The 14,853-nt window shown below is 68.9% G+C and carries 18 protein-coding genes and 1 pseudogene; 16 read left to right on the forward strand and 3 right to left on the reverse strand.

All coding sequences use genetic code 11. From position 1 onward, the window contains the following. Positions 1–71: 71 nt before the first annotated feature. Together R2K23_RS20875 and R2K23_RS20880 are read right to left on the reverse strand one after the other, a co-directional pair. Complete coding sequence (locus tag R2K23_RS20875; RefSeq protein WP_316512278.1) at positions 72–671, reverse strand: TetR/AcrR family transcriptional regulator; 600 nt, start codon at positions 669–671, stop codon at positions 72–74. Positions 672–738: 67 nt separating this feature from the next. Beyond that, complete coding sequence (locus tag R2K23_RS20880; protein WP_316512281.1) at positions 739–1,338, reverse strand: TetR/AcrR family transcriptional regulator; 600 nt, start codon at positions 1,336–1,338, stop codon at positions 739–741. Positions 1,339–1,428: 90 nt separating this feature from the next. On the opposite strand from R2K23_RS20880, the gene R2K23_RS20885 reads away from it, so the two are divergent. The 16 genes and pseudogenes from R2K23_RS20885 (at position 1,429) to R2K23_RS20960 (ending at position 14,451) form a co-directional block, all read left to right on the forward strand. Next, on the forward strand, positions 1,429–2,259 hold the full coding sequence (locus R2K23_RS20885; RefSeq protein ID WP_316512282.1) for a mycofactocin-coupled SDR family oxidoreductase: 831 nt from the start codon (positions 1,429–1,431) through the stop codon (positions 2,257–2,259). Positions 2,260–2,417: 158 nt separating this feature from the next. After that, positions 2,418–3,218, forward strand: coding sequence for a carboxymuconolactone decarboxylase family protein (locus tag R2K23_RS20890; protein WP_316512285.1), 801 nt, complete (start codon positions 2,418–2,420; stop codon positions 3,216–3,218). A gap of 60 nt (positions 3,219–3,278) precedes the next feature. Further along, a complete protein-coding gene (locus tag R2K23_RS20895; RefSeq protein ID WP_396892486.1) occupies positions 3,279–4,178 on the forward strand; it encodes an alpha/beta fold hydrolase in 900 nt (299 codons plus the stop codon). Between the two features lie 39 nt (positions 4,179–4,217). Beyond that, complete coding sequence (locus R2K23_RS20900; RefSeq protein WP_316512287.1) at positions 4,218–4,622, forward strand: nuclear transport factor 2 family protein; 405 nt, start codon at positions 4,218–4,220, stop codon at positions 4,620–4,622. Between the two features lie 39 nt (positions 4,623–4,661). After that, complete coding sequence (locus R2K23_RS20905) at positions 4,662–6,056, forward strand: acyl-CoA dehydrogenase family protein (RefSeq protein WP_316512289.1); 1,395 nt, start codon at positions 4,662–4,664, stop codon at positions 6,054–6,056. 53 nt (positions 6,057–6,109) lie between these two features. Further along, positions 6,110–6,715 (forward strand): TetR family transcriptional regulator, encoded by a 606-nt coding sequence (locus tag R2K23_RS20910; protein ID WP_316512290.1) that lies wholly within the window; start codon positions 6,110–6,112, stop codon positions 6,713–6,715. 4 nt (positions 6,716–6,719) lie between these two features. Beyond that, positions 6,720–6,989, forward strand: a complete 270-nt coding sequence (locus tag R2K23_RS20915; protein ID WP_316512291.1) for a YdeI/OmpD-associated family protein — start codon at positions 6,720–6,722, stop codon at positions 6,987–6,989. A 93-nt stretch (positions 6,990–7,082) separates the two neighbouring features. Then, a complete protein-coding gene (locus tag R2K23_RS20920) occupies positions 7,083–7,877 on the forward strand; it encodes an SDR family oxidoreductase (protein WP_316512292.1) in 795 nt (264 codons plus the stop codon). A gap of 27 nt (positions 7,878–7,904) precedes the next feature. Further along, positions 7,905–8,533 (forward strand): annotated as a pseudogene (locus tag R2K23_RS20925) (putative sulfate exporter family transporter); the annotation flags it as partial. 22 nt (positions 8,534–8,555) lie between these two features. Then, positions 8,556–9,542, forward strand: a complete 987-nt coding sequence (locus R2K23_RS20930; protein ID WP_316512294.1) for an ABC transporter substrate-binding protein — start codon at positions 8,556–8,558, stop codon at positions 9,540–9,542. A gap of 46 nt (positions 9,543–9,588) precedes the next feature. Continuing rightward, a complete protein-coding gene (locus tag R2K23_RS20935) occupies positions 9,589–10,266 on the forward strand; it encodes a queuosine precursor transporter (RefSeq protein WP_316512295.1) in 678 nt (225 codons plus the stop codon). A gap of 91 nt (positions 10,267–10,357) precedes the next feature. Beyond that, entirely contained in the window at positions 10,358–11,020 is a 663-nt protein-coding gene (locus R2K23_RS20940) for a 5-oxoprolinase subunit B family protein (RefSeq protein ID WP_316512297.1), read from the forward strand. 11 nt (positions 11,021–11,031) lie between these two features. Further along, positions 11,032–11,898, forward strand: a complete 867-nt coding sequence (locus R2K23_RS20945) for a 5-oxoprolinase/urea amidolyase family protein (RefSeq protein ID WP_316512299.1) — start codon at positions 11,032–11,034, stop codon at positions 11,896–11,898. A 68-nt stretch (positions 11,899–11,966) separates the two neighbouring features. Beyond that, positions 11,967–12,512 carry a GNAT family N-acetyltransferase gene (locus R2K23_RS20950; RefSeq protein WP_316512301.1) on the forward strand — a complete coding sequence of 182 codons (546 nt, stop codon included), beginning with the start codon at positions 11,967–11,969 and terminating at the stop codon, positions 12,510–12,512. 113 nt (positions 12,513–12,625) lie between these two features. Further along, entirely contained in the window at positions 12,626–13,762 is a 1,137-nt protein-coding gene (locus R2K23_RS20955) for a uroporphyrinogen-III synthase (RefSeq protein ID WP_316512302.1), read from the forward strand. Then, positions 13,759–14,451 (forward strand): sirohydrochlorin chelatase, encoded by a 693-nt coding sequence (locus tag R2K23_RS20960; RefSeq protein ID WP_316512304.1) that lies wholly within the window; start codon positions 13,759–13,761, stop codon positions 14,449–14,451. Before R2K23_RS20955 ends, R2K23_RS20960 begins: the two co-directional genes overlap by 4 nt. Here the strand turns inward: R2K23_RS20960 and R2K23_RS20965 are convergent. Then, positions 14,448–14,771, reverse strand: a complete 324-nt coding sequence (locus tag R2K23_RS20965) for a hypothetical protein (RefSeq protein ID WP_316512306.1) — start codon at positions 14,769–14,771, stop codon at positions 14,448–14,450. The genes R2K23_RS20960 and R2K23_RS20965 overlap by 4 nt on opposite strands. Between the last annotated feature and the right edge of the window lie 82 nt (positions 14,772–14,853).

Raw genomic sequence — 14,853 nt, forward strand, 5'->3', positions numbered from 1 at the left:
CGGCCGCTCAGGTACACGGCACGGCGATGTGGATGTTGGTCAGTGAGCGCTCGCGCTCGAACGTGGAGTGCTCAGTTTGGGGCGATGCTGCGCAGCGTGCGCTTCACCAGATCGTCGAGCAACTCTTTGCGCATCGGGTCGTTGGTGGTGATCGCCAGCGCGTAGAGGCACAGCAGGAAGAACACCGCACTGTTCATCGAGTTGACCTCGGGGTCGACCTCACCGCGTTCGCGGGCGCGGTCGATGTGCTCGGCGAGCAACACCACCAGCGAGTGGTCGCCGCCCCCCTCCGCAGGTGGCCTGGTCTGCGAAAAGTGTAGCGCCAGAAAGTCTTTGAACAGCACCGCACCCAGTCGGCGCTCCAGGCCCAGTACCAGCCGGGCGGCCTCGGTCAGCGCGGCCTCCAGGTCATGGCCCTTGTCCAGGAACTTGCCGAACTGCTTGGCCATCCGGTCTTCCTCGCGCTTCTCGAGCTCGAGCAGGACATGTTCCTTGGTGGGGAAATGAAAGAAGAAGGTGCCGTGGGCGACCCCGGCCGCGGCGACGATGGCGCCGACGTCGGCCTCGGCCATGCCCGCTCGTTTGAACTCGGCCACCGCGGCGCCCATCAGCCGCTCCCTGGTTTGCAGGCGCTTAGTCTCGCGCGCAGAGGGCCCGTTCGCCACCGCCATGTCGCTCCGTCTCGTCTACCCCGGATCCTTCCCCGACGACAATATCGTCTGGCCCGGGCCGGCTACGTCAGCGCTGCGCCTCGTATCCGCGGGTCAACCAGTACACCGTGCGTTCGAGTCCGGGCAGGATGTCGGTGATCGCGATCTCCCCGGCGGCAAATCTCCCCAGGAGCCCATAAACCACGTTGGTGACGATGACCTCGAGGTCGGCGACGAAACCCTCGCCAACCTCGGCGAGCACCTCACCAAAGGCCGGTATGACCGCGTCCAGGCCGCGCTGCACCAGTTGTTCGCCACCGGGCGCCGCACGCGCGCGGAAGTATGCTTTGAGCATGGCGGGGTGCTGTTCCCACGGCTCGAAAATGGTGCGCAGCAACCGCATCTGACCGTCGTATAACGACTCCCCCGCTACAGGGGTCTGCTCGGCCAGCCCCGCGTACCGGTTCTCGTCGAGCCACAACTGCAGCGCCGCCAGGATCAGTTCGTCGCGGTTGGCGTAGTGCTTGTAGATCGTCGCCAACGATGTCCGCGCCCGCCGGGCCACCTCGCGGAGTTGGACCCCCTCATAGCCATCGGCCTCGAGGATTTCGACGACGATGCCGAGGATGCGGCGATCGTGCCCCGACGGCGCGTCCCGCTCGCGCACCGCAGCACCGGATGCCTTCATCGTTTTCTCAGATCCCCTTGCCGAAGACGGTGTAACGAGGTTATCGTACTGCCTGTAACACGGTTACTCACGCAACGGAGCGAGCTGACAATGAGTTCTTTGGCCGGCAAGGTCGCCTTCATCACCGGCGTGGCCCGCGGACAGGGACGCAGTCACGCGCTGCGGCTCGCGGCCGACGGCGCCGACATCATCGGCGTGGACATCTGCGCCGACATCGCCTCGAACAGTTACCCCCTGGCCAGCCGGGCGGAACTCGACGAGACCATTGAGCTGGTGGAGGCCCAGGGCGGGAAGATGCTCGGCACCGTGGCCGATGTACGCGACTTCGCGGCGGTGCAGTCCGCGATGGATGTGGGCGTCGCACACTTCGGGCGCCTCGACATCGTGTGCGCGAACGCCGGGATCGCGCCGACGGCGTTTCGCGAGGTGAGCATCGAGGAGGAACTCGAGATGTGGGCCGATGCCGTCGACGTCAACCTCAACGGGGCGTTCCACACAGCCAAGGCCGCCATCCCACATCTGCTGGCCGGGGATCGCGGCGGGGCGATCGTCTTCACCAGCTCAACCGCCGGTCTGCGCGGCTTCGGCGGCATGCAGGGCGGGGGCCTGGGCTATGCAGCCGCCAAACACGGCATCGTCGGACTGATGCGCACTCTTTCGAATGCGTTGGCGCCATACAGCATTCGCGTCAACACCGTCCATCCCACCGCGGTCAACACCATGATGGCAGTCAACCCCGCGATGACGGCGTTCCTGGAGGCTTATCCCGACGGCGGTCCGCACCTGCAGAACCCGATGCCGGTCGAACTGCTGGAACCGGAGGACATCAGCGCTGCGATCGCCTATCTGGTCTCCGACGCCGCCAAGTACGTCACCGGGGTTGCCTTCCCCGTTGACGCCGGGTTCTGCAACAAGCTATGACCTGGCGCGTTCCGGGCAAGCGGGTCCCGATCGCCGGGGCCGTCCGCAGGCTGGGCCGCAGCCACGGGACGAATCCCGCTATGTCACCGCGCTCGAATTCAAGGGTGACGCCGGCGTCACCACCCGGTGAGCCGACTCCACGGAAGTAGGGAACACGCATGGTCGCCGAGTCAGCCGCCCGCGGCAGCACCGCCTTCACCGAAGTGATGACCACTCCGCCGCCGGCGGACACCAGCGGGCCCCTCACCGGGTTGCTCGACTTCGTCTTTGCCGACGTCTGGCAGCGTCCCGTGCTGAGTCGGCGCGATCGCCGGTTCATCACCCTCGCGTGTGTCGCCGACGCCGACGCCGACCGCCCGCTGCGAGACCACGTGTATGCCGCGCTGAACAGCGGCGACCTTACCTTCACCGAAATGCAGGAAACGGTATTGCATTTCGCCGTATACGGCGGTTGGCCGAAGGCCTCTCGCCTGGCGATGATGGTCGACGAGCAGTGGCAGCACATTCACGACGAACGGGGAGAACCGGTGCCGCCACCCGCCTCGCTGTTGCCGCTGAGCACACCCAGCGACCCAGAGCGGCGATTGGCGCTCGGGGAGCAGGCGTTCAAGGACATCAACTGCCTGGAGTTCGCCCCGCCGAGGGACCACCCCTTTCACGGGGCGGGCATTTTGAACTTCGTCTTCGGCGAGATGTGGTTGCGGCCCGGGCTGGGCATGCGCGAGCGCCGGCTGGTGACGGTCGCGTGCGTAGCGTTCCAGGACGCACCGTTCCCGATCATGAGCCACGTCTACGCCGCGCTGAAAAGTCGTGACCTGTCGTTCGACGAGATGGACGAGCTGGCACTGCAGTTCGGTGCGTACTGCGGTTGGCCCAAGGCGGCCAGCCTTGGTCAGGTGGTCGAGGAGCAGAAGCAGCGCGTGACGGCGGAGTGGGCCGCCGAACAGCGGACACCGTAGAGCCGTCGCACCGAAGACATCGGTCGCGCGGCAGGTGAGTACACTGCCGAAATTGGCATGATGTCGACAAACCCGCGCGATAGCGACGCTCCACCGCCGTGGTTCCAGCGAGCGCTGGACCACCGGCCGAGCGAACTCGCCGTCGAGGTCGAGGGCGCCCGGATCCACAGTCGAACCTGGGGAGAGCCGGGGCAGCCACTGCTGATGCTGGTTCACGGTGGCGGTGCGCATTCGGGATGGTGGGATCACATCGCTCCGTTCTTCGCCGCCACGCATCACGTCGTGGCCCCTGACCTCAGCGGACACGGAGACAGCGAGACCCGGCCCAGCTATGGCCTGGGGAGCTGGTCCCGCGAAGTGCTGGCGGTGGCGGCCGCCGCGAACCCGTCGGCCCGACCGGTGATCGTGGGTCACAGCATGGGCGGCTGGGTCACCGGCACCGCGGCGATCCGCGAAGGCGACAAGATCGACGGGATCGTCGTGCTCGATTCACCGCTGCGCGACCGCGCACCCGAGGCCGGCCACCTACGCCAAGTCGGCCAACACGAGGGACACCTGACGCGTGAGGCGATCATGTCACGGTTCCGGCCGGTGCCGGGACAAGACGTGATCCTGCCCTACGTCGCCGAACACATCGCACGGGAATCGGTGCGGCGCAAGGGCTTGCGCTGGCGCTGGAAGTTCGACCCGGCCATCTTCCAAGGGCGCTGGGTCTCGGAAGGCCCCGGCGAAGCCGACACCATGGAGCACATCTTTGCGCAGATGCCCTGCCGGATAGCCTATTTGCGTTGCGAATACGGCTCGATCGACATCGACATGGCCGAGCGCATCCGTGAGATGCTGCAGTTGCGCGGCCCCTTCATCCACCTTCCCGAAGCGGGCCATCACCCCATGCTGGATCAGCCGCTGGCATTGGTGGCCGCGCTGCGCACGCTGGTGGAGATGTGGTCGATCACCTGACCGGACGTCTCCCACCGCGCATCCCGTAATCTGCCCCTCATGACGACCACGCCCGAAACCCCACCGGTGATCGCCCGCTGGCTGGACTTCATGTCCGGTCCCGAGTCCACCGACCTGGCCGAGCTGCTCGACGACGACGTGGTCTTCTACTCCCCCGCGGTCTTCACCCCGCAGGCCGGACGCGACAAGACCACCGCCTACCTGCGGGCCGCCGAGCGGGTCTTCGCCGACGCCGACTTCCGGTATGTGGACCAGTGGTACGCCGAGCGCTCGGCGGTGCTGCAGTTCAACGCCAACCTCGACGGGACCGTGGTGGACGGCATCGACATGATCGCCTGGAACGACGCCGGCAAGATCACGTCGTTCAAGGTGATGGTGCGGCCGCTGAAGGGCCTGCAGGCGCTCATCCCGCGGATGGCGCAGTTGCTCGCCGAATCCGGCTGACCACGTTTCGACCCGCCGCCCACGGGTTAACCGCAGCGGGTGAGCTTCGATCTGCGGCCCACCGTCGCGCAACACGATCTGGCTCGGCGCACCCACGAGTTCGCCGAGCAGGTCATCCGGCCGGTGGCGGCCGACTACGACGAGCGCCAGGAGTTCCCCTGGCCGGTGCTGGAGGAGGCCGCCGAGCGCGGGTTCTACAGCCCCCTGTTCTATCGGGACCTGATCGGCGATCCGACCGGCCTGTCGCTGCCGATGTTCATGGAGGAGCTGTTCTGGGGGTGCGCCGGCATCGGCCTGGCGATCGTGATGCCGGCCCTCGCCCTGTCGGCCATCGGGCAGGCGGCCTCCCCCGAGCAGATGCTGCAGTGGGCCCCCGAATGCTTCGGCACCCCCGGCGACCTGAAGCTGGCGGCGCTGGCCATCTCCGAACCCGAGGGCGGCAGCGACGTCCGCAACCTCCGCACGACGGCACACCGCGCGGGCCCGGGACCCGACGCCGACTGGGTGCTCAACGGCCACAAGATGTGGATCGGCAACGGCGGCATCGCCAACGTGCACGTGGTCAACGCCGTCGTCGACCAGGAACTCGGCCACCGGGGACAGGCGCTGTTCTTCGTACCCGGCGGCACCCCGGGCCTGGAGCTGGTGCGCAAGCTCGACAAGTTGGGTTGCCGCGCCTCGCACACCGCGGAACTGCGCTTCACCGACGTGCGCATCCCGGCCGAGAACCTGCTGGGCGGCCCGGAGAAGCTCGAGCACAAGCTCGCCAAGGCCCGCGAGGTGGTCGCCGGCGGCGCGAAGTCCGGTTCGGCGGCGCTGGGCACCTTCGAGCAGACCCGGCCGATGGTCGCCGCGCAGGCACTCGGGATCGCCCGCGCCGCACTGGAATACATGACGGAGTACGCCAATCGGCGCGAGGCCTTCGGCGCCCCGATCATCGACAACCAGGGCGTCTCCTTCCCGATCGCTGACCTGGCCACGCAGCTCGACGCTGCCCGGCTGCTGACCTGGCGGGCGTCCTGGATGGCGGCCACGGGCGTCCCCTTCGACCGCGGCGAGGGATCGATGTCGAAGCTCGCCGCCAGCGAACTGGCGGTCAAGGCCACCGAGCGGGCCGTCCAGACCCTGGGCGGCTGGGGGTACATCAAGGACCATCCGGTGGAAAAGTGGTACCGCGACGCCAAGCTCTACACCATCTTCGAGGGCACCAGCGAGATCCAGCGAATGGTGATCGCCCGCGCACTCGGCGCCGCCGACGGCGCGCCCCCGCTGCACGTCGAGCTAGAACCCTCCGGCGGTGCGCTCAACCGGTGGTTCGGCCGGGGCACGCCGCTACGCGGCCGCGCCGCCGAGGCGATGCTCTCAGCAAAGGACAAGGTCCCCGAGCCGGTCATGCGGGTGGCAATGAAGGTGCTCGCGCCGCCCCGCCGATAGGAACGGCTGCGGGCCTGGTGGCCGCGGCGCGCGCTACTGGGACAATCGACGACATGGATGCCAGCGAACCGCTCGGGCTGCGGGAACGCAAGAAGCTGCGCACCCGCGAAACCATCCGCCGGGAGGCGTTCCGGCTGTTCGAGACCAACGGCTACCCGAACACCACCGTCGAGCAGATCGCCGAGGCCGCCGAGGTCTCGCCGCGCACCTTCTTCCGCTACTTCCCCGCCAAAGAGCACGTGCTCATCGACGACAATCAGATTCCGCCGATCATCGCGGCCTTCGCCGCGGCCCCGCCCGAGATGTCGTTCGTCGCGGCGTACAAGCACGCGGTGCTGAGCACGTTCGCCGCCCTCACCCCGGAGGAGCGCGACAACGCGATCCGGGGCCAACGGCTGATGTATTCGGTCCCGGAGGCCCGCGGCATCCTGTACTCGAATTACGTCCGCCTGATCGGACAGATCGCCGAGGCCGCCAAGGACCGGCTCCCCGACACCATCGAGGAGTTCGAACGCCGGGTACTGGCCGGGACGATCGTGGGGGTGCTGATGACCTGTGCCGACGGCACCCCGATGCCCGGTGACCCGATCTCGGCCGGGCTGGAGATCCTCGAGCGCCGACTGAATCTCGATGCGCAGCCGGAGCCCGGTTTATTCTGAGCCGATGAGCAGCCCGCGCGTACCCGGCGGAGTCGTCCACAAGTTGCCCGCCGACCTGCGCACGGCGCTGCTGGCCAACTCCACCGCCTTCGCGGCCTGGAAGGACATCACCCCGCTGGCCCGCAACGAGTTCATCTGCTGGGTCGAGAACGCCAAACAGCCCGCCACCCGCGAGCGGCGGATTCGCCGCACCCAGGAGGAACTCGAAGAGGGCATGCGGCGCCCCTGTTGCTGGCCGGGGTGCAAGCACCGGGAACGCAACGGTAAGGCCTGACCCATCGTCGAGGCAGAACTCACGCAGCAGAAGTACGAGAGCACCTCGGCGCCAGTTCTGACTCGCTGCATCGGAGAACTGCCATGATGGGCTATGGCTAAATCTGTGTTCATCACCGGCGCGGCCGCCGGGATCGGCCGCGTGACCGCGTTGAAGTTCGCCGCGAAGGGCTACACGGTCGGCGGGTACGACGTCGACGAGGCCGGGCTGGCCTCGCTGCGCGACGAGATCACCAAGCTGGGTGCCACCGCCGTCACCGGACACCTCGACGTCACCGATCACGACCAGATGGTCACCCGCCTGGACGAGTTCGTCGCCGCGGCCGGCGGCCGCTTGGACGTGTTCATCAACAACGCCGGCATCCTGGTGGCCGGGCCGTTCGAGGAGCTCGCAGTCCCGGTGCAGCACAGGATGATCGACATCAACTGCAAGGGCGTGGTCAACGGCCTGCACGCGGCCCACCCGCATCTGCGGCGCACCCCGGGTTCGGTGGTGGTCAACCTCGCGTCGGCCTCCGCGATCTACGGCCAGGCCGAACTGGCCGTGTACAGCGCCACCAAGTTCTTCGTCCGGGCCATGACCGAGGCACTCGACGTGGAGTGGGGGCCGCAAGGCATCCGGGTGATCTCGATGTGGCCGCTGTATGTGCAGACCGCCATGACCCACGGCGTCAGCACGGGCACCACGAAGTCGCTCGGGATCAACCTCACCGCCGAGGACGTGGCCACCGACATCATCGCGGCGGTCGAACCGTCCTGGTTGCGGCGGCGCCTGCACCAGGTGCACTTTCCGGTCGGCCGTCCCGCCAAGCTGTTCGCGGCGGGCTCCCGGTTCAGCCCGGCGTGGCTGACCCGTCTACTCAACAAGCGACTGGCCGGCACCGAATAGATTCCCGCTGAGCGCAACCGTGTCGGCGGCGCGGTGCAGGCCAAACGCGAACAGCTGGCATACGCCGCCTCGCTGGTCATCGCGTTCGCGCTGCCCTCGATCTTCCTGCTGCCCTGGTTGGCGAAACTTTTCGGGCTGCCCGACGCGGTGGCCGGCGCGTGGATCGCGGAAACATCGACACCACCGCCGCCGTCGCGGCCGCCGGCGCGATCGCCGGTGAGGACGCGCTGCAGATCGCCACCATCGTCAAGACCACCCAGAACGCGCTGATCGGCATCGTGGCCATCGCGCTGACCGCATACTTCGCGTTGAAGGTGGAGCGCCGCACCGACGCCGCCGCCCGGCCCACCATCGGTGAATTCTGGCGCCGCTTCCCCAATTTCGTGCTCGGCTTCATCGCCGCCTCGATCATCGGGACGCTCTACCTGCAGTACGCAGGCTCGGACGGCAAGGCCACCATCGGCGTCGTCAACGACCTGCGCACCTGGTTCCTGATCTTCGCGTTCGTCGCAATCGGTTTGGAGTTCTCGCTCAAGGGGATTCGCGAGGCGGGTTGGCGGCCGATCGGGGTCTTCGCCTCGGCGACGGTGGTGAACATCATCGTGGCGCTCGGTCTGGCGCTGGTGCTCTTCGGCAATTTCACGGTCGGCGGCTGATCCGCGGACATAGTCTCGCGCAATGAACACGCAATACACCCGGCGCGGCTTCTTCGCCCTGACCGGGGCCGCGGGACTGCTGGTGGCCGCGGCCTGCTCCGCCGAGGGGCAGTCGGCGGAGGGCGGGGAAGTCACCATCGCCCACGCCTTCGGCGAGACGACCATCCCGGCGAAACCCTCGCGGGTGGTCAGCGCCGGCTTCACCGAACAGGACAGCCTGCTCGCCCTCGGGCTGGTCCCGATCGCCACCACGGAATGGTGGGGTCAGGAGCCCTACGCCGTATGGCCGTGGGCCCAAGCCGCACTCGGCGGGGCGCAGCCGACGGTGCTGAGCCTGGCCGACGGCATCGACGTCGACCAGATCGCCTCGCTGACACCGGATCTCATCGTCGCGATCAACGCCGGCTGCGACGAGGAGACCTACCAGCGGCTGTCGGCGATCGCCCCGACCGTCCCGCAGTCCGGGCCCGCACCCTTCTTCGAGCCGTGGAAGGACCAGGCCGCCACCATCGGCCGGGCGCTGTCGGCCGGCGAGCAGATGACGTCGCTGATCGCCGGCGTCGACGACCGGTTCGCCGCCGCCGCGGCGGCCAACCCGGATTTCCAGGCCAAGAAGGTCCTGCTACTGCAGGGCAGCACGTACTGGGAGAACAGCGTCATCGCCACCCGGCCCGGCTGGCGGACCGACTTTCTGACGCAGCTGGGTTTCACGATCTCCGACGCGATCGGGCCGTTCGGCCGCGAACACGACCATCGCGCCTTCATCCCGATTGCCGAGATCGGCCCCGTCCTCGACGACGCCGACGTCCTGATCTGGACCACCGAGAGCGACGAGGACCAAGCCAAGCTGCTCGCCGACCCCAACGTCGCAGCCCTGCGTGCCACCCGGGAGAACCGCAACGTGTTCACCGGCAAGGAGCTCAGCGGCGCGATTGCGTTCAGCTCGGTGCTCTCCTACCCGGTGGTGGCCGACCGGCTGCCGCCGCTGCTGGCCGCGGCGCTGGCCTGAGCGGCGCCCGCCGCCGGGGCATTTACGGGCGTGCTTGGATGTCCACGTGAACCACGCAGGCGAACCCACCGGATTCGCCAGGGTCGGCTCGGTCTACTACCCGTCCCTGGTGGCGGTCTTCACCGCGCTGGTGATCATCTCCAACGTCACCGCCACCAAGGGCGTCGAGTTCGGCCCGATCATCACCGACGGCGGCTTCCTGGTCTTCCCGCTGACCTACATCATCGGCGACGTGCTCTCGGAGGTGTACGGCTTCAAGGCAGCCCGGCGGGCGGTGTTCCTCGGGTTCACGATGAACGCGCTGGCGGCCTTCGTCTTCTGGGTGACGCTGTATCTGCCGGCCGCCGGCTTCTACGAGAATCAGACCGCGCTCGAGACCGTCGTGCACGCCTACACCCAGCTCATCGTCGCCGGGCTGGCCGGGTTCCTGGTCGGGCAGACGCTCAACGCGTGGGTCGTCGTCAAGATCAAGGAACGCACCAAGGAGAAGCACCTCTGGGCGCGGCTGATCGGATCCTCGGTGGTGGGACAGCTCGGCGACACCGTGGTGTTCTGCGCCATCGCGGCAAGTGCCATCGGTATCAACACATTTCGTGACTTCGCGGTCTATACCGCCCTGGGCTGGCTGTACAAGACCGTGGTCGAGATCGTCATCCTCCCGGTGACCTACCGGGTGATCGGGTACATCAAACGACACGAGCCCACATACCAGCCGATGTTGTGAATTCTCGCAGGCTCTGAGCCGTTGGTAAGGCTCCTCTGGCGGGGCCGTAAAGCCACGGGACACGAAGGCTACTCGACGGTAACGTTAGGTCATGAGCGTCACGGTGGATCCTGAAGTAAGGGCCTCCAAGGAGGCCATGGTGCGCGATTACGGCGACTGCGCCCTGCTGATCGAGTGCGGGAGCACAGCCGAGGTACTCGCTTGGACGGCGGCCCTGACGGGTGCCGAGTTGCCCGGTGTCCTCGACATCGTGCCGGCCTACCGCACGGTGCTGGTGAAGCTGGATGGCCCGCGGTATCAGGCCCCGACCCGGCAGCGCCTCAAGAAGCTGCCGGTCAGCATCGATGAGCAACAGCAGTCGGCGGACGGTCATGCCCCCGACGTCGTCATCGACGTGGTCTACGACGGTGCCGACCTGGTCGAGGTCGGCCGGCTCACCGGACTCGATCCGGTGGGCGTCATCGCCGCGCACACCGGCTCGCTGTGGCGGGTCGGATTCGGCGGCTTCGCACCGGGATTCAGCTATCTCATCGGCGGCGACCCGCGCCTGCAGGTGCCGCGGCGCGACGAGCCGCGCACCAAGGTGCCGGCCGGCGCCGTGGGCCTGGCCGGTGAGTTCAGCGGCGTCTATCCGCGGGAGTCCCCCGGCGGCTGGCAGCTGATCGGCCGCACCGAGGCCGTGCTGTGGGACATCGAACGGCCGGAGCCGGCGTTGCTGACTCCCGGCATGTGGGTGCAGTTCAGGGCGGTATGAGGAGAGCAATCATGACCACGTTGGAGATCATGCACACCGGTCCGCTGGCCCTGGTCGAGGATCTCGGCCGGACGGGTAAGGCCCATCTGGGCGTCAGCCGCTCCGGGGCCGCCGACCGCCGCTCGCACACCCTGGCCAACCGGCTGGTGGCCAACCCCGACGACCGCGCCACCGTCGAGGTCACCCTCGGTGGGCTGGTGGCACGCGTGCACGGCGACGCCGAGATCGCGGTCACCGGCGCGGACGCCGACCCGATGCTCAACGGCAAGTTGTTCGGAACGAACAGCCTCTGTTATGCGCGCGACGGGGATGTCATCACCCTCGGCGCGCCCCAGTCAGGGATGCGCAGTTATCTCGCGGTCCGCGGCGGCATCGATGTGGAGCCGGTGCTGGGCTCGCGCAGCTACGACGTGATGTCGGCGATCGGCCCGCGCCCGCTGCAGCGCGGTGACATCCTCGCAGTCGGCGAGCACACCGACGATTACCCCGAGCTCGACCAGGCCCCGGTGGCCAACATCGAGAGCCAGCTGCTGGAACTGCAGGTCATTCCCGGGCCGCGCACTGAGTGGTTCGTCGACCCCGACGCGCTGGTGCGCACGGTGTGGATCGCCTCCGACCGCAGCGACCGGGTGGGCATGCGGCTCTCCGGGACCCCGATGCGGTGGCGCTGGCCCGACGGTCACCTGCCCTCGGAGGGAGCCACCCGCGGCGCAATTCAGGTGCCGCCCAACGGCCTGCCGGTAATCCTGGGGCCCGACCATCCGGTGACCGGCGGCTACCCGGTGGCCGGGGTGATCGTCGACGACGACGTGGACAAGGTGGCCCAGATCCGGCCCGGCCAGCCCGTGCGGCTGAACTGGGCACGGCCCCGCGCCTGATCGAGCACGGCCCCGCGCCTGAATCGCTGGGGTCGTCACGGGCGCGGATTTGGACTACAAACGACAGTGTGTACTCCCAGGTTCTCACCGCCCGCCTGGTCCACACCGCCGACCTCGATCCGGAGGCTCGAGACGACGCCCGGCGACTGCTGAGCGAGGCCTTCGACGGCGACTTCACCGACGCCGACTGGGACCACACCCTCGGCGGCATGCACGCCGTGGTCTACCAGCACGGAACCCTGCTGGCGCACGCCTCGGTGGTGCAGCGTCGATTGCTGCATCGGGGTGTGAGCCTGCGCTGCGGCTATGTCGAAGCCGTCGCAGTCCAGGCGGACCGGCGCGGTCAGCGGCTCGGCGCCGCGGTGATGGATGCCGTCGAGCAGGTGATCCGCGGCGCGTACCAACTCGGGGCGCTCGGCGCCACCGAGGACGCCCAGGGCTTCTACCTGGCCCGCGGGTGGCAACGCTGGGCGGGGCCGACGGCGGTGCTGACGCCTGAGGGCATCACCCGCACCCCCACCGACGACGACTGCGTGTTCGTGTTGCCCATCGAGGCCGAGCTGGACCTGACGGCCGAGCTGGTCTGCGATTGGCGCGACGGCGACGCCTGGTAACCGTCGACGGCCGGCCGTCGCCTGTGGTGCACGCCACCCGGCTCGGCTGAATTCACACGCCCCGGCAACGGTCGGTTAACACCGGCGAAATATCCGCTGCATACACAGGAACCATGACTGCGCCCGATGGGGCCCCGCTGACCGGATACCGGGTGGCGGTGACCTCCGCCCGCCGCTCCGAGGAGCTCTGCACGCTGCTGCGCCGACGGGGCGCCACGGTGTGCGCGGCCCCCGCGATCGAGATGGTGTCGCTGCCCGACGACGACGAACTGCGCCACCACACCGAGGCACTGATCGCGCAGCCGCCGGACATCGTGGTGGCCACCACCGGGATCGGCTTCCGCGGGTGGATGGCCGCCGCCGACGGCTGGGGGCTGGCCACCGCGCTCACCGAGGTGCTGGCCGGGGCGCGGGTGGTGTCTCGCGGCCCGAAGGCCACCGGCGCCCTGCGCGCCGCCGACCTGCCCGAGGAGTGGTCACCGGATTCCGAGTCCTCCCGCGAGGTGCTCAGCTACCTGCTCTCCGGCGGGATCGCCGGTCTGCGCATCGCCGTGCAACTGCACGGCGCCACCGACGAATGGGACCCGTTCCCCGAGTTCCTCGACGAACTGCGCGCCGCGGGCGCCGACGTCGTCCCCATCCGGGTGTACCGGTGGCGCGCCGCGCCGGCCGGCGGACCCTTCGACGCGTTGGTCCACAGCATCGCCGACGAGCAGTTCGACGCCGTCAGCTTCACCTCCGCCCCGGCCGTGGCGGCCACCCTGCTGCGCGCCGCCGAACTCGGCGTCTCCGACAAACTGCTCGCCGCGCTGTGCGGACCCGTGCACGCCATGTGCGTGGGCCCGGTCACCGCACGACCGCTCACCCGGCTCGGTGTACCCACCTCCGCGCCGGAGCGAATGCGGTTGGGGGCGTTGGCCCGTCACATCACCGACGAGCTTCCGCTGTTGCGGTCCCGCAAACTGGTCGCGGCCGGCCATCAGGTGGAGATCCGCGGCACCTGCGTGGTGGTCGACGGCGCGGTGAAGTCGCTATCGCCGGCGAGCATGGCCACCCTGCGGGCGTTGGCGGACAAACCCGGATTCGTGGTGTCCCGCAACGACCTGCTGGCCGCGCTGCCCGGCGCGGGCACCGACACCCACGCGGTGGAAACGGCCGTCCTGCGCCTGCGAACCGCGTTGGGCGACAAGAACATTGTCGCCACCGTCGTCAAGCGCGGCTACCGGCTGGCCATCGAGGAAGACGCATGAGAGCACTGGTGATGGTGGCCCACGGGACCCGCAAACCCGGCGGCGTCGCGATGAGCGGCGAGCTCGCGGATCGGGTGGGCGCCGCGTTGGCGCAGCCCGTGCGGGTCGCTTTCGTGGACGTCCTGGGTCCCACCCCCGCCGAGGTGCTGCACGGCCTCGACGGGGAACCGGCCGTCGTGGTTCCGGCGTTCCTGTCCAGCGGCTACCACGTGCGCGAAGACCTGCCCGCCCACATCGCAGCCAGCGGTCATCCCCGGGTGACCGTCACCGCGGCTCTGGGGCCGTGTCCGCAGATGGTGCGGGTGCTGACCGAGCGGCTGTGGGAATCCGGCTGGCGGCCCGGCGATTCGGTCGTGCTGGCAGCTGCCGGCACCTCGGACCGGGGCGCCCAGCGGGACCTGCGCGTCACCGCCACCCTGCTGTCCGCCGCGCTGGGCGCACGCGTGGAGCTGGCATACGCGGCGACCGGGGAGCCGCGGGTGGCCGACGCGGTGCGGCGGCTGCGAGCCGCCGGGTCCCGTCGCGTCGTGGTGGCCTCATATCTGCTGGCCGAGGGGCTGTTCCAGGACCGGCTGCGGGACTCCGGCGCCGACGTGGTCACCGCGCCGCTGGGCCTGCACCCGGGCACCGCGCGGCTGATCGCGGCGCGGTTTCGCCGGGCGGTGCTGCCCGCGCCGGCCGGGGTCTAGATACAGCCGCTGACGCTGATCCGCCGACCGAAGTTGGCGCACACGTTGACGTTCGGGGCCGGTGGCGGCGGTGGAGGCGGCGGTGCGGCCGTCTCGTAGTCCTCGGGCAGCGGCGCGTACGCCGACGGTGGCGGCACCCAGGGCGCGATGGCGTCGGCGACGTTGCCGCAGCCGCTCACCGAGACATGCCGGCCGCCGGCGCCTACGCAGACGTCGGCCCGACTGGTGGCAGGCGCGACGACGGTGCCGAACCCCTGCACCCCGGTGGCCAGGGCGATGGCGAAGACACCGACGACGCCGGCTCGGGTCCAGCGCTTCATCTGGAGCCTCCTACCAATTCGGCGAGCAGACATGGAATCGCACCCTTTGGCGTGCGATGGTGCGATTCTATGTCTGCTCGGC

The organism is Mycolicibacterium sp. MU0050 (genome assembly GCF_963378085.1).
Lineage (GTDB): Bacteria > Actinomycetota > Actinomycetes > Mycobacteriales > Mycobacteriaceae > Mycobacterium > Mycobacterium wendilense.